Source organism: Fibrobacter sp., from assembly GCF_045601785.1.
Taxonomy (GTDB): domain Bacteria; phylum Fibrobacterota; class Fibrobacteria; order Fibrobacterales; family Fibrobacteraceae; genus Fibrobacter.
The window spans coordinates 41850-66240 of the sequence record NZ_JAZSAF010000042.1; the positions used below are offsets into that span (position 1 = coordinate 41850).

The 24391-nt window shown below is 53.6% G+C and carries 15 protein-coding genes; 4 read left to right on the forward strand and 11 right to left on the reverse strand.

Annotation, left to right across the window (positions count from 1 at the left end):
- Positions 1-80: 80 nt before the first annotated feature.
- The 6 genes from ACKI61_RS06285 to ACKI61_RS06310 form a co-directional block, all read right to left on the reverse strand.
- Positions 81-1955: a T9SS type A sorting domain-containing protein gene (locus ACKI61_RS06285; RefSeq protein WP_407456905.1), complete on the reverse strand. Its 1875-nt coding sequence runs from the start codon at positions 1953-1955 to the stop codon at positions 81-83.
- Between the two features lie 134 nt (positions 1956-2089).
- Positions 2090-3187 (reverse strand): tRNA 2-thiouridine(34) synthase MnmA, encoded by a 1098-nt coding sequence (gene mnmA / locus ACKI61_RS06290; RefSeq protein WP_407456906.1) that lies wholly within the window; start codon positions 3185-3187, stop codon positions 2090-2092.
- A gap of 59 nt (positions 3188-3246) precedes the next feature.
- Entirely contained in the window at positions 3247-10077 is a 6831-nt protein-coding gene (gene sprA / locus ACKI61_RS06295) for a cell surface protein SprA (RefSeq protein WP_407456907.1), read from the reverse strand.
- Positions 10078-10227: 150 nt separating this feature from the next.
- Positions 10228-10374, reverse strand: a complete 147-nt coding sequence (locus tag ACKI61_RS06300) for a hypothetical protein (RefSeq protein WP_407456908.1) — start codon at positions 10372-10374, stop codon at positions 10228-10230.
- 334 nt (positions 10375-10708) lie between these two features.
- Positions 10709-12328: an acyl-CoA carboxylase subunit beta gene (locus ACKI61_RS06305; protein WP_407456909.1), complete on the reverse strand. Its 1620-nt coding sequence runs from the start codon at positions 12326-12328 to the stop codon at positions 10709-10711.
- A gap of 125 nt (positions 12329-12453) precedes the next feature.
- Entirely contained in the window at positions 12454-14349 is a 1896-nt protein-coding gene (locus tag ACKI61_RS06310; protein ID WP_407456910.1) for an AIPR family protein, read from the reverse strand.
- Between the two features lie 265 nt (positions 14350-14614).
- Here ACKI61_RS06310 and ACKI61_RS06315 point away from each other — a divergent pair, with 265 nt between their 5' ends.
- The 3 genes from ACKI61_RS06315 to ACKI61_RS06325 all read left to right on the forward strand — a co-directional run bounded on the left by ACKI61_RS06315 (position 14615) and on the right by ACKI61_RS06325 (position 18193).
- On the forward strand, positions 14615-15367 hold the full coding sequence (locus ACKI61_RS06315) for a leucine-rich repeat domain-containing protein (RefSeq protein WP_407456911.1): 753 nt from the start codon (positions 14615-14617) through the stop codon (positions 15365-15367).
- 136 nt (positions 15368-15503) lie between these two features.
- Positions 15504-16736: a S41 family peptidase gene (locus tag ACKI61_RS06320; protein WP_407456912.1), complete on the forward strand. Its 1233-nt coding sequence runs from the start codon at positions 15504-15506 to the stop codon at positions 16734-16736.
- A gap of 32 nt (positions 16737-16768) precedes the next feature.
- A complete protein-coding gene (locus ACKI61_RS06325) occupies positions 16769-18193 on the forward strand; it encodes a S41 family peptidase (RefSeq protein ID WP_407456913.1) in 1425 nt (474 codons plus the stop codon).
- On the opposite strand, the gene ACKI61_RS06330 is transcribed toward ACKI61_RS06325, so the two are convergent.
- The gene (locus ACKI61_RS06330) at positions 18188-19501 is read right to left on the reverse strand and encodes a peptidoglycan DD-metalloendopeptidase family protein (RefSeq protein ID WP_407456914.1); all 1314 of its coding nucleotides are present in this window, start codon (positions 19499-19501) and stop codon (positions 18188-18190) included. The genes ACKI61_RS06325 and ACKI61_RS06330 overlap by 6 nt on opposite strands.
- A gap of 101 nt (positions 19502-19602) precedes the next feature.
- Entirely contained in the window at positions 19603-20772 is a 1170-nt protein-coding gene (locus ACKI61_RS06335) for an FKBP-type peptidyl-prolyl cis-trans isomerase (protein ID WP_407456915.1), read from the reverse strand.
- Between the two features lie 125 nt (positions 20773-20897).
- On the opposite strand from ACKI61_RS06335, the gene glmS reads away from it, so the two are divergent.
- The gene (gene glmS, locus ACKI61_RS06340) at positions 20898-22724 is read left to right on the forward strand and encodes a glutamine--fructose-6-phosphate transaminase (isomerizing) (protein WP_407456916.1); all 1827 of its coding nucleotides are present in this window, start codon (positions 20898-20900) and stop codon (positions 22722-22724) included.
- Between the two features lie 93 nt (positions 22725-22817).
- Here the strand turns inward: glmS and ACKI61_RS06345 are convergent, their stop codons facing one another.
- The 3 genes from ACKI61_RS06345 to ACKI61_RS06355 are packed head-to-tail and all read right to left on the reverse strand — an operon-like array spanning position 22818 to position 24363.
- Positions 22818-23057: a hypothetical protein gene (locus ACKI61_RS06345; RefSeq protein WP_407456917.1), complete on the reverse strand. Its 240-nt coding sequence runs from the start codon at positions 23055-23057 to the stop codon at positions 22818-22820.
- Positions 23058-23104: 47 nt separating this feature from the next.
- Complete coding sequence (locus ACKI61_RS06350) at positions 23105-23392, reverse strand: cytoplasmic protein (RefSeq protein ID WP_407456918.1); 288 nt, start codon at positions 23390-23392, stop codon at positions 23105-23107.
- A 35-nt stretch (positions 23393-23427) separates the two neighbouring features.
- Positions 23428-24363, reverse strand: a complete 936-nt coding sequence (locus ACKI61_RS06355) for a hypothetical protein (RefSeq protein ID WP_407456919.1) — start codon at positions 24361-24363, stop codon at positions 23428-23430.
- Positions 24364-24391 lie beyond the last annotated feature (28 nt).

The window sequence follows — 24391 nt, forward strand, 5'->3', positions numbered from 1 at the left end:
TGATAAAAAAAGGCTCGGAATCATCATCCGCGCCTTAATTTGTTTTTTAGAGAGTTACGGACTCTACACCATCGAACTCGCTACTTGAGTATCACTTTTCGAGTCAGATCCAGGCCCTGGCCCCTCACTTTCACAAAATACACGCCCTTCGCCGCATCGATCCTAAAACGATGCGTACCCGCCGCAAGGCTTCCCCTATAGAGGTTTGCCACACTGTGCCCAGTGACATCGAAGAGTTCCGCCACGACATCCGTCGGACGCGATACCGTGAGGCTCAGGACTCCACCATTCACCTGCAAAGCCTTTGCACTAGCAAGCTTCGGACGCATGCAGCCAAGACCCGTCGTAAAGTCGCCAAACACGATCTTGATTTCGGGAATCATCTCTTCGGTGTTCTCGAAACCGCGGCTGAAGGCATCGTACTTGTCTTCGTTGAAGTCCCAGAGAACCTGGTCGCCCGCCTTGAAATTGTCGTAAAGGATCGTACCGGTATAGCCAGCAGCGTAGTTTGCGATAACGACGCTCAGAGTCTTGTTACGGTCTGTATAGCTGGAAATATCGAACGAGCAAGTCTTGGACTGGCCCGCGGCTACTTCGCAGGGGCCTTCCACCTCGGTCCATGTCCACGCATCAGTCAGCTTGAAAATCAGGTTCAGTTGCGCATCACTTTCACCCAGGTTTGCCACCTCGAACGTAAACGTATTGGCCTTGCTTAAGTCCCAAGTTTTCTGGTATTCGATCTGCGCATTGTCGCCGCCGTAAGTCACAGCCATCTTGCCGTCGCCGCCTTCTTGGCTGATGGCGACATCCTTGATCTTGATGCTCGCTTCTTCCGTTGCGGCAAGGGCCTTCATGGCATCGAGAGCGGGATCAATGGTGTAAGTGTAACCGCCAAAGTTCGATTCGGTCTTGTCGCCAATGTACTGCCACGCAAGTGCGCCTGCGTAGCCACCGTCAAAGGCCTTGCGGTAGCATTCTTCGGTCGAAATCTGGGTCTTGGCAGCCATGCTTGCGGTATAGGTGTCGCCCTTCCAGCCGCTTGCTGGGAATTCACCGATAATCATGGGCTTATTGTCGTACTTGTACGTTGTTGCCATTTGGGCCGCCGTATTCACGAACGGAGAAACGGCGTCGTTTTGGTAGTACGGATAGTAATGTGTCTGGAAAAAGTCGAGCGTACCGTTCGCTTCGCCACCGGCTGCGATGAGTTCGGAATCGTTCCACCAGCTCTGATACTGGATATTCACGCTACCCGTAGAAACGAGCAGTTCCGGGTTTGTGGTATGGATTGCCGCCGCAATCTTGTTGGTGAACTTCTGGAGCACAGCCTTGTCGAGTTTCTTGGTGGTCCAGCCTACACTTGTCATGCCTTCGGGTTCGTTGAATACTTCCCAGGTCATGAGCGCATTGTGGTTGCCGATTGCTTTTACTACCGGAACAAGCGCATTGTCGATAAAGGCCTTGGTGCCAGCGTCTTCAAAAAGCTGCGTGTTCGCGGTAATGTCCAGCTTATCGTCGTAAAGGCCCCACTGATTCGGTTCCATCAGGTTGTGACTGAAAAGGCACATCGAAACCATCACGCCGTATTCTTCGGCGATGTCCAGGGCCTTTTTCATGTTGGCGATGGTATTTGCCTTGAGGCCCGAAACCAGATGCGTACTCTGGTCGATTTCGGGGCTCTGGCTCATGTTGTTGAAGAGCCACCAACGAATCGCGTTACCGCCCGCGGCACGCGTGCCTTCCACCGCCTTGCGCCAAGCGTTTTCGTTCAGCGGGGAATCGCCCACATCGGAGTTGTAGTCGCTCCAGGCGAGATTCGTACCCGAGAAGAAGATCTTCTTGCCGTTGTACATGAGATCGGTGCCGCTCACGGTGAGTCCCGGGGCGGCAAAAGCAGAAACGGCTCCGCCGAGCAACAAAGCTCCACTTAAAGCCTTAAATCCAAACTTTTTCATAATACTCCTCAAAACACCTCCTCCTTCGGAGGTGGTTATCTGAAAAATACACTAACAAGGCTCTAAACGATTATTTTTTATTTCAAGGCGTTGACATTCATCATGGAAAATGTCCACACCTGTAAAGAAGAATCCTAGCGAACTATCCAGCCGCCGCCAAGAACCATATCGCCGTCGTAGAATACGGCGCACTGGCCAGGGGTGACTGCAAACTGGGGCTGTTCAAAGCTGGCGAGTGCGCAGCCGTCTTCGAGAATCTTGACCATGCAACGGGTCGGACGCTGGCGGTAACGCACCATGCCTTCGCACTCGAAAGTGTCGCCAGCGGCGTAGGCCCTGCCCGTTGCGGGATTGATGCCGTGCCACTGACAGTTCTGAATGCGCACTTCGCTTGCCGAGACGGCCGACTTGTCGGCGGTCACCAAGATATCACCCGTTTCCGGATTCACGCTCTGCACGAATGCAGGGACGCCCAGCGCAACGCCAAGTCCCTTGCGTTGCCCCACCGTGTAACGGTGGTAACCTTCGTGACTATTCCAAATCTTGCCGTCGGCGGTCACGAAGTTTCCTGGGCGTGTCATCGCACCGAAACGTTCCTGCAAAAAATTCGTGTAATCATCGCCGTAAATATCGAAACAAATATCCTGGCTATCGCTCGCGCTCGCATTTTCAAAGCCATGCTTTGACGCTATTTCGCGGACCTCGGGCTTTTCCATATCGCCCAGCGGCGTCATCACGCGAGCCATGGCCGAATCGGGAACTCCGAACAGAAAGTAGCTCTGGTCTTTCGCGGCATCGCGACCCTTGAAAAGCCTACGCACGCCACCGACCTCCTTCACGTTCACATAGTGCCCTGTAGAAAGGAAGTCCGCGCCATGTTCAAGCGCAAACTCAAGCATCCAGCCGAACTTCACATAGCGATTACAATAGCAGCAAGGGTTCGGCGTACGGGCCCCGGCAAAATCATCGTGACAGCGTTTAAGCACCCGTTCCGTGAACGCGTCGTCACACACCGCCACATAATGTTCTATACCCAAGCGCTCCGCGACCGCGCGGGCCCGCAAAACGCTTTCATCGTTCTCGGGATCGTAGGGGGTCGCTCCATTCGCCAAAGGCGGCAGCACGCGGAGTGTCACACCGAAAACGTCGTAACCCTGCTCCAACAGCATCAAGGCTGCCACAGAGGAATCCACTCCCCCGCTCATACCGACTGCTACACGTTTCTTAGCCATCTTACCACAAAAAGTCAAATATGGATTGCTTCGCTATGCTCGCAATGATGTTTTATCTACTAGTCGAACCGAAGCATGAGTGCAATTTCAAACTGCAGAATCTGGCGCAAGTGCGGTGTTTCGTCATCCAGCTTCTCGTGAATCTGGCGGTATTCAATGTAACTGCTCATGGAAGCAATCTTGTTGAACTGATAGCCTGCACTCGGGCGCAAGAACCATTCGTGCGTACGCGACGGCACCGTACGCTCCGTGAGCGACAGTTTCGGGTTGTAGACCGTGTATTGCAGGCCGTCGTCAAAGTTCCACTGTCTAAAGATACCGTCGGTTCCGCTTTCCTTGTTCCACTTGTCGTAGCCTTCGTCCGGGTCATACTGCTTGCGGATCGTCTTCTTGTAGTCGTAACCGGCGGTAAACTTCAGGTCGATCGAATTCTTGAACTTGAAGAACCACTTGAAGAACTTCACCGCCTTGTCGAGCTTAAGCGGATAGGTAATGGTAAAGTCGTCGCCGATATTGAACATGAAGTCGTTATAGAGCGACGTGTGAATCCACGGCGTTTCCCAGAAGTAGTCTGTCGTGTCGCGGCTGTTACCCACGGAATCCGGCCAAGTCGTAATGCCAATGACTTCTTCCTTCGGGCGGCGGTCGGTATCTTCGATCTTCATGCGTACGCTGTTCTCGATGCGCATGTTGTTCTGCAGCAAGAACGTCACGCGGATAAGCGGGTTGAAGTTGATGCTCTGCGACCAGGAATCTTCGGCGCTCTGGAACGGATGCACCGTTGTCGTATAGGTATAGTCGAAACGGTGGAACGTCGACACGCTGCGGAACCCGTTCAGAATCGACACGCGCTGTGCAAAGTTCGGCACCGTGACTCCCACGCCAATCTTCGGCCACACCGTAGTGGTATCAAGGTACAGCGGATATTCCCTGGACTGCGAGAAGTCTTCCTTCCACTGCAGATCACCCGTCACGCCAATGTCCCATATCGGAAGCGTAATGCCGGTTCCCACCTGGAACTGGCGCGACACGGAATGCCTAAAGTTGCCCTGGTACACAAGCGTGTCTACGTGGCGGTTCCTGTACTGCGCAAAGTGCAGGTAGTCGTCGCGGTGGTCAAGCCCCATGTCACCTGTTACAATGTTGTAGAATCCGCGATTCCTGTAGCCGTTGCCAAGGCCCAAACCATAGAGGTAATACTGCATCGGGGTCACGCCCTGCTCTTCGTACAGCTGGGCCAGGGTAAAGTTTTCGCCCACAGTGTTCGTACTCGCCTGCCAGTTGAAGCGGACTTCACGCCACTTGATCTTGTCAAACGCCGTAGCCACCGGATTCTGCTTGCCAAAGCTGCGGGCCAGTTCCAGCACCTTGAGCGACGGGGCAAACTCGAAGCGGTTCGTCTGCGAGATCGTCCAGTAGTTCTTTTCGATCATCGTCTCGTCCTTGAAGTCGAAATCGTCCGGAATGGTCTTCTGCTGGCTGAAATCGGAACTGAAGTTCGTGGAGAACGGGATGAACGGAATCAGGCGCGGATTGAAACCGATCTTGAACTGCTGAGAACGGGCGCGTTCGTTGCGCAAAATACCATAAGAGCGGCCATATTCCCTGTGGCCCACGCTATCCACCTTGTAGAACACCGTCGTATCGTAACGGATTTCGTAAGACTCCGGATTCAACATGTCGATGGCAGAGGTATCGCCGTTCTCGGAAACCCTCGGAATCGTATCGTAGGGAATCGCCACGATACTGTCACCCGACACATAGACGCGGCGGTCCGTATGGTCAAAGTCAAAGATATAGTCGCTTGCAAAGAGGCCGCCATCACGCGAGGTAAAGAAGTTCTTCTTCACGAACGCTTCGCGGTCACCGCCACCATACATGTCACGCTTGATATTCAACGAGTAGCTGGTGGTCAGGAACGACAAGATATTCCAACGCATGTTCAGCTTGTGGTTGAGTTCCGTCGTGTAGGTCACGATCTTGTCCACCTGCGGTTCCACGTAATCCGGGTCGCGGTTCTGATTCACATAGCGCACATAGTTCAAGTCGAAGATAGTCAAGTCGAATGTCTGCGGCCACGGTTCGAATTCCGTCTTCGACAAGGGCTTGAGCCAGTCGTACTTGGCGAGTCCTTCCATCGGGCGGAACTTGAACATGCTGAAGGTACCCAGCTTATACTCAATAATCGTATGGTAGGAATACGTCGAGTCGGCGGAAGTCGTCGAGCGGCCTTCGGATTCGTTGTAGGAATAGCTGATTGCCGGACGGTCGAGGAATATCTGCGACATGATGTCGCCGAACTTGGATTCTCGGGCGTGGTAATCCTTGCGGTAGCTGATGCCGAAGGACTTGTCGCGCACATAGGACTGGTAGCCCTTGGATTCCGCATCATCACGCAGGCTCTGTTCTTCCTTATTGGAGCCGACTTCCAGCTTGCGCTGGAACATGTCGCCCGTCATATCCACGAAGCTGCTCTTTTCGAGCATCATGTCGTCGGTGGGCTTCATGTAGGGGCGCTTGGTTGTGCTGTGGTAACCCAAAGAAAGCGGAATGTGGTAACCGGAGCTGTCGTTTAAGAACTTGTTCAAGTTCATGGTGAAGTCGCCCGCCACATCGAGCTGCGACGCCGCCACCGAAGTCTTCGGCTTGGGAGAACCGTTCGAAGTCGAAAGCGTCGCAAACGCACCGTCCTGGTAGCGCACCGCACCCGACAAGGAAATGAAGTCCGCAAAGTTCACCTGGCCGCTCGTACGTGCGGCATAGCCCCATTCCGTGTCCATGTCCGAAAGGCGAAGGTCATCGAGCCAGAAGGTTCCCTTGAGGTCATCTGCCGATGCGCTGGAGTCGGCAATGATCACAAAGCGCATCCAGTCAATGCTCGTAACGGAGGGGTTACCCACCAAGCGAAGTTTCTCTTCACGCTCGCCGCCCAGGTCCTTTTCCACGGCGTTCAGGTAAGGCGGGCGGCGGCCCTTCTTCAGGTCGGTAAAGTCCGCGACATCCATCGCAAATGCGTTGTCGAGCCAGTTGCGTTCGTGGCAGTCCTGCGGGCGTTCAGAGCCCTTGCAGGTGTAGTTCACCGGCCTAAAGCTCCATTCGTAGTAGTCGTTAGAACCTTCGAGCGAACCTTCACCGAACTGCAGCGCAAATCGAATCGGAACCGACGTGGCATCCGTCTCGTAGTGGATTTCCATCTTGAGCGAGCGGTAATTCGAGAAGTCCTTCACGTCCGTTTCAAAGATACGCGTCACGCCGACTTCCTGGCCGGGGCTCATGTTGTGGTAGTCCACCACCAGAGCCGTTTCCTTCAGCGGGGCGTTGGAATCGGAATCGCGTTCGGTCGTCGTATTCGGAGACTTGTGGTACTTGTTTGCATTTTCACGGTTGTTGATCGTCGTGACATTGATGTAGGTCGTGTCCTTAGAGGAGACCGACTCGGTCACCAGGGTTTCCACACCGTTCACCTCGACAACCTGCGAATGTTCCGTCGAAGAGGTCTGGTAAAAATCGGCGACCGTCGTCTCTTCCCAGGCGTTTCCGACCACGGCCAGGCTCACAATCTGCACCTTCGCTTCGGCAACGCCATTGCTCAGGTTGCCAAGCCAGAGCCTGCTGAACAGGGCTTCCGAAAGAATCGTCGCGTAGTCGCTCCCGTTCGGAGACACAATCGTATCGTACTGGTTCAGCGGAATGCGCCACTTGCGCCAACCGTTCTTGAGTTCTTCAAAATGCAGCTTGTCGTCGTCGGACAAGTCGATGCGGTAGCGCACAAAGCTGATGTCGGTATCCAGCGAGCCGTTCTTGTTGATGTCTTCGGTATCGTAGGTGCGTTCGCCCGAGTTCTTTTCGGTTCCGTTGATGTTCACCGGCGGATCGCTTTCGTCGTCCAGGTCTTCGTCGAAGTTGTCGCGGGCAATGTCCGTCGTCGAAGCATCCGAATTTCTCGTATTGATTTCCTTGCCGATACAGCCGCTGACACGGCAGTCCCAGACCGAGTCGATTTCATCCGAGCCGCTCTTTCCATCAAGGCCCTTGTCGTGGAGCGCCGTCGTCGTGCCCAGATCGTTTTCGCCATCGTACAGGCCGTTCGGGGCAGCACCGTTAATCGAAAGGTCTTCGCTCACCAAACCCAAGTCGAGATAGATGGAGCCCACGTTGCCGCGCGCCACCACTTCGATGTACTTCATGTCGCTCAGGTCCTGGTAGTACTCGCTGTTCGCACGCATCACGCCGCCCCACGAATTCCCCGACAGGTTGTCGTTGGCGCGGAGCGTCATCTTGAGCACGGTCAGGTGCTGGTTGTCGACATCGGAATTGCCGACCGACGGGTAGATGTTCTTGTAGAGCTCGGTATTGTTGCTATGCCAGATGAACTCACCCTTGTGCTTATAGTCCTGGTTCTCAATGTAGGTCGAAAGATTCGACGACACGCCGCCCGGGGGAGACGCATGGTACCAGGAGAGCCTGGACAGCGGATAAGTTAGTCCAGAGGTTGTCGCTTCAAAGTCTTCCACCAGGGCGGAGTTTCCGTCACTCGTATTCGCGTTATGGCGGCTCGCTGCAAATTCTGCCTCGTAGCGCCAGCTGGACTGAGCCGTCGTGTTGATGCCCGGGATCAGGTTCACGAGTTCGGTGAGGGCAGGCACGGAGTCCTGCAGGCGCAGGTTCATGCCCCACAGCACGCTGGAGTAAGGTTCGTTGCCAAGCGTCGGCGTCTTCGCCGTAGTGCTCTGGCTCTTGTAGAGGGCGGTGATGCCGAACACGGATCCCGCACCCATGCCATACAGGTCGAGCGGAAGCTCCGCGCGGGCGCCCAGCAAAAGCTTGTTGTCAATTTCGAACAGCGGTTCGCATTCGTAGCTCACCTTGATTTCCTTGTTCGGATCAAGGGCGCGTTCACTCAAGAGTTCAATCTGGCCCAGCTCGTAGTTCACTTCGTAGTCCGTGCCGCGGATAAGGGTCGTAGAGCCTGCCGTCACCTTTTCAGTTCCCGGAGAAATGTCCATACAGGAGCTGCCGCTCACCGAGTAGCTGGAGCTCGGGTCGCGCACGCTCAGCACCGAATTGCGACGCTTGCCCACCGATTCAAAGTAGAATCGGTTCGTGTAGCGCGACAGGTTGTAGACCGGGAGCGTATACAACTGTGCCATCGCCGAAGAGGAATCCAAAAGCCTGAGAGGCTCCAAGCAGTTCTGCCGAGCAAGTTCCGTCGCCTTCGAGCCACTGTATTCCGAGAGCGGCTTACAGGGGAGCCACATTTCTCCGGTGTAGTTGCCCGAGGCATCCTTCTTGAATATCGTCGCGTCGTTCACCAAGGGCGTACCCGTGGTCGTGTCCACCAGGCCCAAGGTCTTGAGATAGCTGCCGGAAATACCCGACTTGTTCTTCATGCGCAGCACAAAGCTCGACGAGCTTGCATCCGAGATACCGATGGAGTACACGTTCCTGAGCATGAGCTTGTCGATGTCAGCGAGTTCCGAAAGAGTTGCGTCCCACTGAATCAGCACCACCGAGGAGCCGTCGTTCACCGTCGTTCCCACGCGGCCCGTTCCGTCTCCCGACCAGCTCGCCGCCAACAAGGTATTGCGGTTCACGCCGTTCACCCTGAGGACTCCCGTCTTGGAATCGTAGGTAAATTCGCTACCCGGAATTTCGACCAGGCGCTCCACCTTCTTCTTGATGGTCTTGCCACTCGGGGTCACGTAGACCACATTCACGTTGTCGATCACGCCCGTAGTCGTGTTCGTGGCACCGCGCTTATAGAGCTTCAGGTTCGTCGCCGGATAGTTCGAAGTGCTACGACCCGCAATCGCCGCGTTGATGTAGGAGTTTCTCGCCTCGTGGTTCAAGAAGTAGTAGCGGTAGGCAATGAACTGCTTGTCTAGGATCTGGAATTCCGTCGTCGATTCGCTCGCCTTCAAGCTGTATTCTTCCTGGTCGCCACCGTCCTGCGAGGCAATCGTCGTGAGTCTCCAGTCGCCCAGTTTCCAGTCCGCCTTGATGCCGAACAGCCCCTGGTGGTTCTCAGAGTAACCCGTGAGTTCGGTACCCGTGAGCGCCAGGTTCGTGGTACCGGCTTCCACGCGCTGCAGAATGTAGTCTTCGAATTCGTCCTTGTACGATTCCTCGTAAACCACGCGCACCTGGTTGCGGGCGCCCAGGCCTTCTTCCACGTTGTTGATCTCGACCGTGATGTAGGGGCCGATCTTGCCCTTCACCATGAAGTTCGGCGTATAGTTGAGCGTGGGACTCGGCCAAAGGCTCGTATTGGTGCTGCCCTCGGCATCGTCCTTTTCGCCGTAACCCTTCAGGCGGATGTCCATGGTCCCCTGGAGCATGAGCTTCGGCTTATCGAGGCCAAAGTCGCGCATCCACGCAGGCATCGTCACCGGGATCGTAATGTCGAACACCGAACCCGTCTCAGGGGTTTCATACCCGTCATTCGCCTTACCCACCAGGTCGTTCAGCCACAGGCTCTTCTGCCCCACACTGTACATGTCGGACACGTAGTCTGCGAGTTCAGGGTAGTGCGCCGTCCAGAGCGTCATCGTGTCGCGCGAAACGGAATTCACGCGTTTTTCGCTCACGTCCATTTCACGGGTCGACACATCGATATCGTGACTAAAGACCTGCCCCTTTGAATTGCTCATGAGCGTAGGCGAAGAGCCTACGCCGCCAAAGGGCAAGAGCCCGTTCAGGGGGTTCACTGACGGCGGGAGCGAAATGTACTGGTAGGTCGGCTGCCACTCGGTCTCTGCCGGGTCGGGTTCAGAGACTTCGGCATCGCTTGCAGACACAACAGAGACAGAATCGCTCTGGGACCAGGCGACTCCTACGGCAAGGGCGACAACCGCCACAGGCCACAAGCGTTTTAGACCTTCAAAAAACACAGTTTCCTTATTGCAGGCTGTCCCATAAAATACTGAATTTGCACCCGGCAAAACCACCTAGATTATGGGAATAATCCCGCAATTTGTGCGAAATTAGCAATTTTTCAAGACAAAAGGAGCCCCCTCGGGGTAAACCCGAGGGGAAATGCGCTAGACGCGCACCCAAACGCGCATTCCGGGCTTGACGCGCACGCCCGTCTTGAGCGTATACGGCTCCACGACGGGGAACGTGACGATAAAACGCTCCTTGTGCTGGCGTTCGGCAGAGAGGGTCTTGTTGGTGTTGGTCTTCTTCATAGTACTTCCTTTTTTTGAGATGATGCAGCCAAAAACAACCCACCATGGGCTATTCCTGGAAAACAACATTAAATTGGAAGTATCAAAGAATGCTATTTATGCATGTCCCAAATATATAAATAATTCTAGGGAAAAGCAAGTCAATTTTTGACAAAAAGAAATCCTCGGGTGTTAACCGAGGGCGGTTGCGAGAGAATCGGCTCCAAAGTAAGGATTCTGAAGAATTTAGCCGATTCGGTCTCTGTGAGCAAAAAGCGACCCGATGTTAACGGGTCGCGATTGCGAGAGCGAGCGCTCGGGGGACGAACTTTGTCCGATTGGGCGCGAGCGGTCTTTACAGCGGGATGTTCGCGTGCTTCTTGCTGTGGCGCTTCTGTTCCTTGGTCTTCAAGGCGTCAAAGGCGGCAATCAAGCGCTTACGAACATCGGCCGGACGAATCACTTCGTCGACCACGCCCATGGAGGCGGCAACGTAGGGGTTCATCAGCTCTTCTTCGTACTTGGCGATGCACTGGGCGCGAGCAGCAGCCGGATCCGGAGCCGCAGCGATTTCCTTCTTGTTGATGATTTCAACTGCACCTTCGGCACCCATCACGGCCACCTGGGCAATCGGGAGTGCGAACACGTAGTCGGCACCCACGTCCTTGCTGTTCATGGCGATGTAGGCGCCACCGAAAGCCTTACGCAGAATGAGCGTCACCTTCGGCACGGTGGCTTCGGCGAATGCGTAAAGGAGCTTTGCACCATGGCGGATAATGCCCGAGTATTCCTGCTTAGATCCCGGCATGTAACCCGGAACGTCAGCGAGGGCCAAAAGCGGAATGTTGAACGCGTCGCAGAAACGCACAAAGCGGCCAGCCTTGTCGGAACCGTCCACGTCCAAGGAACCGGCGAGCACCTTCGGCTGGTTAGCCACGATACCGATCGCTTCGCCGTTCAAGCGGGCAAAGCCGATCACCACGTTCTTGCCCCAGTCGCTCTGCACTTCAAAGAAGCTGTCGGCATCGGCAAAGGCGGCAATCACGGACTTCACGTCGTAAGCCTGCTTGTAGTTATCCGGAACAATGTCCTGGATAGAGGCACTGTTGTCGAAGGAAGCAGCCACTTCGTTCGATTCGGACTTGGAGAACAGCTTCTTGAAGAAGCCTTCGTCGTTCTTGGCGGCTTCGGCAATCTTGCAGTTGCATTCGGCAGATTCCTTGCGGTTGCTCTGCGGCAAGTAGCTCAGGAGCTTGCGGACACCTTCGAGGCACTTCTTGTCGTCTTCGTACATGAAGTGAGCCACACCGGACTTGGAAGTATGCACCTGAGCACCACCGAGGTCAGCGGCGGTGATGTTTTCACCCATAACCTGCTTCACGACAGCCGGACCCGTCAGAAACATCTGGCTCGTGTTCTGGGTCATGAAAATAAAGTCGCTAAGAGCCGGAGAATAGCAGGCGCCACCAGCGCAGGGGCCCATAATCACGGCAATCTGCGGAATCACGCCCGAAGCCCACACGTTGCGGGCCATAATGGCGCTATAACCGGCGAGCGAGAACACGCCTTCGTCGATACGGGCTCCACCGCTATCGTTCATAGCGACAAACGGAGCACCGGCTTCCACGGCCATGTCCATCACGCGGCAAATCTTTTCGGCATGGCACTGGCCCAAGGAGCCGCCACCCACCGTAAAGTCCTGCGAAGAAGCGAACACCAGACGGCCATTCACCTTGCCGTAACCGGTCACGACGCCGTCACCCAGGACGACCTTGCTTTCCTTGAGCACGCGGTTGCTCGACTTGCGAAGCGCACCGACTTCAACAAACGTACCTTCGTCGAACAGCATTTCCATGCGTTCGCGGGCAGTTGCCTTTCCGGACTGGTGCTGCTTATCGACACGGGCAGCACCCCCTGCCGCCTGAGCCTGGCTCAAATATTCTTCGAGCTTTGCCATGTATTTTTCATTCCACATAATGTAAAGAACTCCTTTACTGTAAGATTTTCGTAGCCAAAATTAGAAAAAGCCGTTGAGCTAGTCAACGGCTTTTGTATATTTTTGTTTAAATAAGTAAGATGGAAGAAGATTGTAGGAATCGACTAGATGAAAGCTTCGATTCCGCCACGGCACTTTTCCCAAGCGGGATTCTTCTTGCACAGAAGATCCATCATCTTGTCATAAGTAGCGGTGTTGCTAAAGCCCTTCCACAGGCGGCGTTCCACGGATTCACCGCTATCCTTGTCGATGGTGGTGATGGTATCGTAGTAAGCCGGATTGTCCTTGAATTCGCTAATCAGGATTCCCTTCAGGTCGTCGGTGTAGATGCGGGCCGCATACTTGAGGATAGAATCGTTGAAGTTGAGTTCGTTTTCCACGAGCCATTCGAAGTCCTGGATCGGATCACCGTAGATGAGCCAGTGCTTGAGCGCAAGGGCCACCACCAGGTCCTTCACGGCGCTACGGAAGATAAACTTGTCTTCGAGGCGACCATTCCATGTAATCTTGGTCAGCGGGTTGTCATCGTTCGCTTCGATGGACACGCCCTTGCCCGGGGTCACGCGGCGGATCTTGATCGGGAGACGGCTAAGGAGCTGCCATGCCTTGGTGAAGGCGATGGTTTTCCTCACAAAGTCCTTTTCCTTTTCGGGAGCCACACGCACAAATGCGCCGAAGCAGCGCTGGTAAAGCGTTTCCTTGTCAAAGATGCAGTCGCTACTGCGGCATTCGCTGAGCTTGCCGTCCATCATGAAGAGGGTCTTTGCAAGTTCGGGGCGCATACGCACTTCGAGCTTACGGGTACGTGCCTTGAGGCGCACACCGTCCTTATAGACATAGGTAAAGCCTTCTTCCTGATAACGCTGCCAAATGAAGAACTGCAGGTCGTCAGCGGCGCGCAGGTGGTAGCTGAACACCGGGTTCTGGCGGTTGTTAGCCATAGTCACCTGGTTCAGGAAGTTGTCGGCACCGGGGTACGGCACCACCACCTTCACGAGCACCTGCGGGTTCACCGGCTTCTTGCTCTTCTTGGCGTACTGTTCGTAGGTGAACAGGGACTGGGCGCCGTTAATAATCTTCGGGCGTTCAATGTAGAGCACCTTCTTGCCGTCGCGTTCCTTGAGACGCAGGTCGTCGCCGGTAAGCGTCATACCGTTGTGCAGGAACGGGAAATCGTCCACGTTCACGTTCTGGTCGTCGTTACGTTCCATCGTCTGGAAGGCATCGATCAAAGCAGCATTCGTGTGAGTGAGGTTACCGAGGTAAGTACGGATGTTACTGGAGACGATTGCCATGTTGTGCTTCGTCTTGAGGCGCTTACCCAGGTTCACGTGGTAATCAAAAATCGTACGAATCGGGCAGAAACCGAGGAACAGTTCACCGTGATCGGAGGTCAGGTGGAGCGGATCGGAATCCATCACGATTTCAAGCTTGTCGTCTGCGCTGCGGAAGTCGCGGGTCAGGTCGTCATGTTCGGCAATGATTTCGAGCTTTGCCTTGACTTCGTTCTTCCAGATACCGAGCTTGCGGCGCATATCCTTAAGGGTGCGCTCCAGTTCGCTATCGGTAATGTCGCGGGTCGCGCGGGTACGAAGCACGGTGATTTCGAGCGTTTCCATGTAAGGGCGGCTCGCCGGGAGTCCGGATTCGTCTTCCGCTTCTTCGTCGTCAGAAATCTTGTTGACAGCCCAGGGGTCAGCCTCTTCGCGCAGCGACATGAAGAACGGATTGGGAGGGTCGCTGGTGCGGAAAACGGCGATCTGGAGCTGCTTCAGGTCGGAATTCAGGTGGGAAACGACCTTTTCGAGCGGAGTGTCTTCATCGAGGAAGATGAAGAATTCCATAAAGCCTTGGGAGTATTGGAAACCATGGAAGCAGCCGTTTTCATCGAGATTTAGATGCCGGAGTGCCTTAATTCGGTCAGTAGGGTCGTTCGGATTGAGACTCAAGAGGCTAGCCACGAATGCTAGACGGCGTTCCTGCGATTTGGTTAGTTCCATTTTTTCCTCAGTTCTGTTATTTTACAATAGTAAGAGTCGGGTGCAAATGAGGCACCTTACCCTTAATATCGTATTTTGCACCTTAAAAATAGTTTCAAATTGAGCCTTTGGGAAAAAAAAAGACAACTTTTTTCAATTTTTTTCAAAATTAGGCCCAATTTATAGTGAACATCTGTGCAAATTTCATACTTTTTTACTTTTTTTCGGGATTTTCTCATCTTTTCTGAGCAAAAATGCTATGATTTACGACATAGGAGACGACCCCATGAATTTGCTAGATATCATTAAAAAAGCCAAGGCCGAAAAGGCCACCTCGTTAGACCTTTCCCAAAAAGAACTGAGGCTTCTGCCCCCGGAACTTTTCGAGCTGGAAGACCTCGAAGAGCTGATTCTTGATCGCAACATGCTCGTGGAACTCCCCGACGACATTTCCAGGCTCAAGAAGCTGAAAAAGCTCTCCGTGAGCGAAAACGACCTGATGGAACTCCCCGAAGAGATCGGCGAGCTTTCTAACCTGGAACACCTCTACCTTGGTTACAACAGCCTGTCCGAGCTCCCGGACTCCGTGGGCAAGCTTACCAAGCTCGAAACGGTGAACGTGGCAAAGAACCAGCTTTTGGATCTCACGCTCGAAGTGGGCAAGTGGACAAATGTCGTAAAGCTCAGCCTGCACGACAACATGCTCTCCGAAGTTCCTGCCACGCTCGGCAAGCTCAAGAAGCTTAAAAAGCTTTACCTCGACAACAACGACCTGACCAGCATTCCGGCAACTCTCTCGCACCTGGAATCTCTGGAAGTTTTGATGGTGTCGGGCAACAACCTGGGTGCAATCCCCTCTGAATTTGGCAACCTGAAAAAGCTCAAGGAACTGGTCCTTGACGCAAACCAGCTTGAAACGCTCCCCGAATCGCTCGCCGAATGCGACAGCCTCGAAACCATTTCCGTCGTCGAAAACCCGATGGAAGGAGGCATTCCCCGCGTGCTCCTCGACAAGAAGGGACTGAGCATCGACCAGTAGGCCGGCGCAGAGCGCCGTTGAGCTATGAGGTCGCTACGCTTTGAGGTGTGAGAGGAGTTTCGCTTTGTTATTTGAAATAAAAAAGCAAAAAGAGCGAACGCACAAATGCTCATGGCTCAAAGCGAGCACAGCGAGCGTGCTCATCGCCTTTTTCCTCACTGCCTGCAGCGACTTTCTGGAACCGGTAAAAAGCACGCCCGAACCGACGGAATACTCTTACAATTACTGGCTACTGCAACGAACATACCTGTTCGAAGACGAACTGCCACAGCTAGACGAGAACGGGGACTCCATCTCCGAGCTTTATAGCAAGCTGTCCGACCGCTTCACCCGTTACGTTCCCCCGTCCAAAAGCGAGGAGACGACCACACACATCAACACGAGCATTGTCCCCGGCGATGTCGGCATGGAATACAGCCTGATTCCAGAAGCGGAACATCCGCTGATCATTTCGCGCGTGTACGCCGAAAGCCCCGCCGGAAGGGCAAAAGTTCCCCGCTACGGAAACATCCTGAGCGTAAATGGCGTCGAGATTACCGGAGACGAGGCGTACGCCACCTATGATTCCGTGCTCACCTACAGCAAGGATATCTCGATGGCGGTCGCCTACTTAGGCGACACGACACTGTACGAGATGACCAAGGAAGACGTCTACGCCCCGACCGTCTTTGTGGACACCCTGAACGAAACCATCATCATCACCATCACCGGATTCAAGCTGAACACGGTCGATAAAGAAAACGGAACCCTCGGTGAACTGAAGGCCTACCTAGACTCTACGCAAAGCTACTTGCAGCCAAGACTCATTGACCTGCGCAACAATCCGGGCGGACATGTGAGCCTCTGCACCGCCATGGCGGACCTGTTCATCGAAAGCGGAAACATCTCGACGCGCTCCTGGAGGGCATTTGCCCCTGACGGAGAGCCCACCCACCGGACCGAAACCGAAGTGGCCCAATCGGGTGATGCGGGCGAAAAAGGAAAGTTTGTCGCCCTGGTGAACAAGAACAGCGCAAGCTGCGCCGAAATCTTTGCGGCCGCCATCCAGGAAGGCGCAGGCATCCCCATCGCAGGGACTGCCACTTACGGCAAGGGAATCGGCCAGAGCACCTGGAAAACTCCCGCAGGCGGCCTTGCCATCATCACGAATCTAGAATTCCTAACACCGAAGGGAAATTCCTACCATAAGATTGGAATCTCACCCGACTACACCTGCGAAAGCGCAACATTCCAGTGCGGTTTCGACGCCATCCAGAAATTTCACGGCAAGAAATCCAAGAAGTCTGTCGGCTCGCTCCTAGAAGCAAAGAAGTTCATTCGGCAAAAGACCGTCACCGAGGGCGCCCTGATGCCCGGCGACGACGAGTAGATTTTAGTATATTGCATTGGGTGGAGGTTCCCATGGGTACAAGAAAATTATTTGCAGTCAGCATTGCATCGGCATTGAGTTTTTGGGCCTGTTCGCAGACGGTCAGCAGCAGTAGCAGCGACGAATTCTCCTGGGATTACCCGTACAAGCAATTCTTTCCTGAAATGGGTGACATCGATGACGAACTCGAAAAGGAAATGTACTTCAACTACACCATGCTGGACCTGGTCTACATCTACAGCCACGCACGTGGCGAACTTGCCGACAGCTACAGGGTTTACCTAGGCAAGGGTTCCCAAAAAGATGACAACGAAAAAAATTTCTGCACAAAAGCTTTTTACGATGTGTGCTACATGTTCAACCAGATGAAGGACCCCTTCACCCAGTATTTCGATCCCTATGTCGCCCAGATGGTTTACAGCAGCGTCATGGAAACCGACAACAGCATCGGAATCGGTGCCGAAGCCGAGTTCGACTCAACAAGAATGGCATTAGTCGTTTCTCAGGTCTACCCCGGCGCACCCAGCGAGAAAGCGGGGCTCAAGGTCGGCGACATCGTTCTTGAAATCGACGGGCTGCACATCACCTCCAAGGACAACTTTGAAACCATGTGCTCAGGGAACATCGGCAGCACAATCAACATAGTCGTCCAGCGAGGCCTCGAAACGATTCCCATCGCCATCACCCTGGAAGAGTTCAAGGAACCCTCCGTCATCACCTACTACAAGGATTCCATACCGGTCATCCAGATCAAGCAATTTGCCATGACGACGCCTAGTGACCAGGGAACGTATGGCGAATTCGTAGCGGCGCTGCAGAAGACCGAAGGCGCAAAGTCCACCATCATCGACCTGCGCGGAAACCCCGGCGGAGAAACGCAACAATGCAACGCCATATCGGCAGAATTCCTCTCCTTGGGCGACACTATCATCTCCGATATAGAAACAAATGTCGATTCCATCAGGGATGGAGACGGCTGGAAATATTTCCAGGTTTTCGACACGACGACCTACACCGCTAGTAGAGACGGCCTTGGCAAGGACCGCTACTATGTCCTTCTGGCAGACACTTCTACCGCCAGCTGCGCCGAAGTGGTGCTTTCCTCTGTGACCGTCAACAAGAAGGCCCCCGTCGTCGGACAGCTTTCCTACGGCAAGGCGATTGGGCAGGGAGTCATTGACACCTATGCCAAGGGACTTGCGCTGATTACCGCCATACAGGGCTATGACAGGAACTGGGAAACCTACCATGACGTGGGAATCGTTCCCGACTACGTGATAGACGATCCCGATGCGCAGGTGAAAAAGGCGGTCGAACTCGCCAAGCAGGCGACAGAACTCCGCACCGCAGGATACGGCACGACGCGGCTCAACCATTTCTCTAAAGTTCCGGCAAAAAATTCCGAGCGAAAGATCCCGACAAGATGGGACCTGAAGCTTAGATTCAAGCGCCTATAGGTTACGCATGCGCACCATCACGTCGGTGGTGTCGTTTGCCTTTACGGCAGGGGCGGCAAGAGTCGCCTCGATTTGCGAGCGAATCTCTGCAACCTCTTTCTGAAGCCTCGCCAGGCGCTCGCCTTCGAGCTTCGGGGCAGCAATCATCGTCTTGGACGCCGGGTTGATCCAGGCGCCCTTTTCGTTCTTGAAGCCGAGATGCAGGTGCGGGCCGGTGCTACGGCCGGTGGAACCCACGCGGCCGATGCACTGGCGCGCGGAAACCTTGGCGCCCACGCCTACCCCGCGGGTAGACAGGTGCATGTACCAGCTTTCGGAATTGTCCCTGTGGCGAATGGCAATCTTGTTGCCGCTGTACTGGTCAAAGCCGGACACCGTGACGATACCCTCGGCGACGGCATAGACGGGAGTGCCGGTGGGGCTACCGTAATCGATACCGGCATGCATCTTGCGCTGCCCCGTAATCGGGTGGATGCGGGTTCCGAATGGACTCGTGACATGGAGGCGATCAAGCGGATAGCGGAGCCCGTCATAGACGAGCGCTTCGCCCTTTTCGGTGTAGTGGGCGTTGAAGGAACTCTTCGGGTCCGGATCTTCGTAGCGGAACGCTTCGTGATGGCCCACGATGCGGCCGTCGAATTCAGCGTAGACGACCTTACCCGAAATCCAGATGGAATCCTGGTAGAAGGTTTCTTCAAGAAGAATGCGGAAGCGGTCGCCGGCGCGTGCCAGGGGGAAAGCCACCTTGCACTGGAGCACTCCACTCACTATACCCACCATGCGACCGGGAATGCCGACCTTGAAAAGAGTACCGTTCAAGGTGCTGCCCTCGGTGAGTGCCCCTTCGAAAATGGACTGGCGGCGAGTCACCGGTTTTTCGATAAGGCTGTAGACATAGCCCGAGTCAGTTCGGCTAAGCATGTGGACCGTTGCCGGATTCGGGGCATAGCGGAAACGCTGCACGCTACCCAGCGAATCAATAGCGGCATAAAAGACCTGACCCACGCGGAGCTTCGAAAGTTCCACGCTGTCCTGGAGCGCAAGCACAATCTTTCCGCGTTCCTTTTCGTTGATCTGCATGCGGACAAGCACCTGGAAAAGTCCGTCGCCCGCACGCACAGTGTCGTTTTGAACCGACCAGTTGCCAGGAAGAGTCTGCGCCTGTTCGATTGCGCTGGTGAGCGAATCCACTTTGGCGCGGAGCCGATCGCCTTCCATCTTTAGATTCTGAATTTTTTCCTGCTCGTTACAGCCAAACAACGACAATGCTAGAAATGCGGATAGTGCTACAAATAAAAGACGCTTCACGACCACCTCAAAATAATAGGAAAAGATAGAAAAATGGAATGCAAAAAAAAGAAGCCCGCGCTTGTGACGCGGACCTCTCTTAATCTTTTTAAGTCAGCCGATTACTGCGCTGCTGCAGGTGCGGCAGGAGCAGCAGCCGGAGCGGCAGCGGGAGCAGCTGCAGGGGCTGCGGCCGGCTTAGCTTCGGCGGCGGGCTTGGCGGCAGGGGCTGCGGCAGGCTTAGCTTCAGCAGCGGGCTTGGCGGCAGGAGCGGCAGCAGGCTTAGCCTCGGCCTTCGGGGCTTCTGCGGCAGGCTTTGCTGCGGCAGCCTTCGGAGCAGCAGCAGGCTTTGCAGCGGGCTTAGCTTCGGCGGCGGGCTTGGCAGCAGGAGCTGCAGCAGGCTTAGCCTCGGCCTTCGGGGCTTCTGCGGCAGGCTTTGCTGCGGCAGCCTTCGGAGCAGCAGCCGGCTTTGCAGCGGGCTTAGCTTCGGCGGCGGGCTTGGCAGCAGGAGTGGCAGCAGGCTTAGCCTCGGCCTTCGGGGCTTCGGCAGCCGGAGCGTCGGCAGCGTGAGTATCGATTAGTTCCATTTCGAAAACGAGGAGGCTGTTACCCGGAATCTGCGGGCCACGGCCACGCGGACCGTAAGCGAGGTCGCTCGGAATCCAAGCGGTGACCTTGCCGCCCACCTTCATGAGCTTGAGCATTTCGGTCCAGCCCGGAATCACGGCGCCGATCGGGAATTCAAGCGGTTCGCCACGGTCGACAGAGCTGTCGAACTTGGTGCCGTCGAGGAGCGTACCGGTGTAGTGAACCTTCACGATGTCGCCATCGGCAGGCGTTGCGCCCGTACCTTCGGTAATCACCTTGTACTGGAGACCAGATTCGGTGGTCACGACGCCTTCGGCAGTCTTGTTCTTGGCAAGGAAAGCTTCGCCAGCAGCCTTGTTGGCTTCGGCAGCGAGGCTGTCCTTCTTCATCTTTTCAGCCTGACGGGCCTGGGAAAGGTCGGTGAGGGTCTGGAAGATGGTAGAGTCGTTCATCAGGAAGTGGGCGGAATCTTCGTTGTAGCGTTCCTTGAAAGCCTGGATGAAGAGGTCGAGATCCAGATCGATAGAGTCGCGGGTCACCAGCTGGAAACGGGCCTGGTTGCCGAAGTGGGCACCGAGAGCGTAGCTATACTTGTCCTTTTCGGTCACCAGGGCAGTCTTGGTCTTCGGACCCTGGCACATCTGGTCGCAACCAGTCAAAGCAAAGGCGAGAGCGCCTGCAGCAATAAGCAATTTTTTATTCATTTGTTCCTCTTTTTGGTTAGACATGCGAAAAAATAACAAATTCCGAACGAAAAAGACCAATTGTAATCCTTTTTTACCAAAAGAAATTCGTATATTAACATCCGTTAACAAATAAAGGATTTTCTATGTGCGGAATTGTCGGCTATATCGGTAAAAACGATGCTTTGCCCATTTTGATCGGCGGTCTCAAGAAACTGGAATACCGAGGCTACGACAGTTCCGGAGTCGCCCTGATCGAAGACGGTAAAATTGAAACGGTCCGCGCTTCAGGCAAAATTGCAGCCCTTGAAGACAAACTCAAAGCAAAGCCCCTTCATGGCCACATAGGCATTGCCCACACCCGCTGGGCCACCCACGGCGCCCCGACCGAGGAAAACGCCCACCCGCACCAGAGCTTTGACGGTAACATCTCCATTGTGCACAACGGCATCATCGAAAACTACGCCGTGCTGAAGAAGAAGCTGCAGTCCGAAGGAATCGAATTCAAGTCCGAAACGGACACCGAAGTCGTCGCACACCTGATAGCCCGCTACTACAAGGGCAACCTGAAGGAAGCCGTACTCAAGGCGATTTCACTCATCGAAGGAACCTTTGGCCTTGCCGTCATCTGCCGCGATGAACCCGGCACCCTCATCGGCGCCCGCCGCGGAAGCCCGCTGATTTTGGGCATCGGCCAAGACGAATTCTACCTGGCATCCGATGTTTCCGCCATCATCATGCACACGCAGAAGGTGGTGTACCTGGACGACAACGACATCGTCGAAATCAAGGAAGACGGCTACAACCTGCTAAATACGCATAGTCAGCCCGTGCAGCACGAAGTGCAGGATGTAGAATTTGACGCAGACGCTATTGCGAAGGGCGGCTTTGCGCACTTTATGCTCAAGGAAATTTTTGAGCAGCCCGAAGTGCTCCGCAACACCATGCGCGGACGCCTGCTCTACGCCGAAGGCAACGCCAAGCTCGCAGGACTCGACACCAACATCAAGGAACTGAGGAACATCAACCGCATCATCATTACCGCATGCGGCACAAGCTACTATGCCGGCATGGTCGGCGAATACATGATCGAAGACCTGGCCGGCGTCCCGGTCGAAGTGGAATACGCCTCGGAATTCCGCTACCGTAACCCGATTATCAAGCCGGGCACGCTGGTGCTTGCCATTAGCCAGTCCGGTGAAACCGCCGATACGCTCGCCGCCCTTAAGGAAGCCCAGCAGAAGGGTGCTACCGCTCTTGCCATCTGTAACGGCGTGGGTTCTACCATCGCCCGCACAAGCGACGGCGGCGTCTACCTGCACGCAGGCCCCGAAATCGGTGTCGCGAGCACCAAGGCGTTCACAAGCCAGGTGACCGTGCTTGCCATGATCGCGCTTTTGCTTGGCCGCCAGCGCAGACTTTCCTTTGAAAGCGGTGCCGACATCGTGAAGGCCATGCAGGAGCTCCCCGAACTCGTGGATCAGACCCTCAAGCTTTCCGACCAGATTGCAGGCATTGCGCACCAGTATGTGAAGGCGAACAACTTCTTGTACCTGGGACGCCACTACAACTACCCCGTGGCCATGGAAGGCGCACTCAAGCTCAAGGAAATCAGCTACATTCACGCCGAAGGCTACCCCGCCGCCGAAATGAAGCATGGGCCCATTGCTTTGATTGACGAAAACATGCCAGTCGTAGTGATTGCCCCGAAGGACGCCCTGTTCGACAAGGTGATCAGCAACGTGCGCGAAATCAAGGCCCGCGGAGGCAAGGTGATTGCCATCTCGACCGCAGATTGCCACCCGCTCGACGAAATCGCAGACCACCTGATTACAGTCCCGAAGACTATCCCGATGCTCATGCCGATTGTGACCTGCGTGCCTTTGCAGCTACTCGCTTACCACATCGCCGTGCTGCGCGGAAACGACGTGGACCAGCCGCGCAACTTAGCGAAGAGCGTGACCGTGGAATAATTTTTGCGGTGCCATGGCGGGCTAGCCCTGCCATTTCCTCCGGCAAAAACAATTCAACAACCTCCCGTTAGGGAGGTTGTTTTTTATTAAAGCTTAAAAAGGTCCAATTCGAGTTTGAATATTCTGCCACAACACATCAACACTAGCCTTCCCCGTTTTATAAGCAGACAACCGTCCTTTCAAATGACATTCTCTATAAAGCTCATTCCAATCCACATCAAAAACACAACGCCCTTCTGATTTATCACCATCCCCTACATGGATAAAAAACTTATGACCATAAACATCTACAGCAACTCCTTTATCAAAATTTTTCAATGATTTAAGAATCATTGATAACACCTTCATACAAAATCTATTGTTTGAAATAATTTTCATATTTAGAACCACCATTTTTTCATGGCTGCAAGTAATTCTGCATTCAACGGAATACCCGACGCATCAGGAATAACGGAGTCAATTCCGCATTTAGGACATTCTGCCGTAAAGTTCCCATCATTTTCTTCTATCCATTTAATGACATCTGTTGATGGATATACATTCAAACAATAAAAACAGCCACATAGTTTTGATTTGCGAACGGCTTCTTTATTTTGCGAACAAGCCTTGTGAGCCGACCTATATGGTTCTGGTATGTGCGAAAAATTATTTTTCAACTTAATGGCCATAGTACCTTTTGAATTCAACCTTCAAATTCGAATCTTTACTTTATTTCAAAAAGAAAAATTTTCTTCACCTGAAGCTGATTTCCTAACCCCCAAGGCAAGTACGAATAGCGGCCACAGAGAAACTCTCCATGATTTCCAACCTTTTTCAATACTTCTTTATCATCTTGAGTAATCGGCATAGCAGCAGTTCTCATCGAAAAAGAATAGAGTCCCTTTTCAAGAGGATTATCTGATGTGCCAAAAAACATCTCAAAAGCGCCATTTTTCACAACAACTGATGTGTCTTGATAATTCAAGCTATCAATTCTTTCATTTTGTAAGCTAGCATAAGCCCTAAAACCTTCTGGAAGATTTGTTTCTATACGGATATGTGCAATACGCTCCTTGGATGGATAAATACGCGGCTTAAAAGAAATGTAGGTTACCTTGCTTTCACGTGGATACTTTTTTACTGATGCCGAAATTGGTCTCGGCTTTCCCATATTTACTTTAATCCCATCATAGTACCAAAAACCTGATTTATTTTTAAAGCCAATATCTTTTACCATTACAATCGTTTGCGCATCAATTTCACCATCAGTCAAAACTTCTTCGGGGCATGTTTCCATATGAACAAGGCGCTGTATTTCCAAAATACTTTTCTTGTATTCTTCCGCGGTTTTTAGCAATGCATAAGCAACAGCCCTATCAGTACCATACTTATCTTCGTAATACGCTCTCAAATTATCGAACATTTCTGTTTCTTTTGAAATGTATGATTTATGCCAGCCGCTATCCTCATCGTCATCTTCTAATTGACGTTTCATCAAGTCTGTTTGCTTCTGCACATTTTTACGAATAGTTCGAACTTGATCATAAATTTTATATTCCGGCCAAGAAAAGCCCCAGAAGAATTTCTCTACTATTGAAAAATGATCGGCGGTAAAAGCGAGTGTGCAAAACATTAGCAGAAATAATAGAGACTTTTTCATAACGAAACCTCACGCATAAATATACATT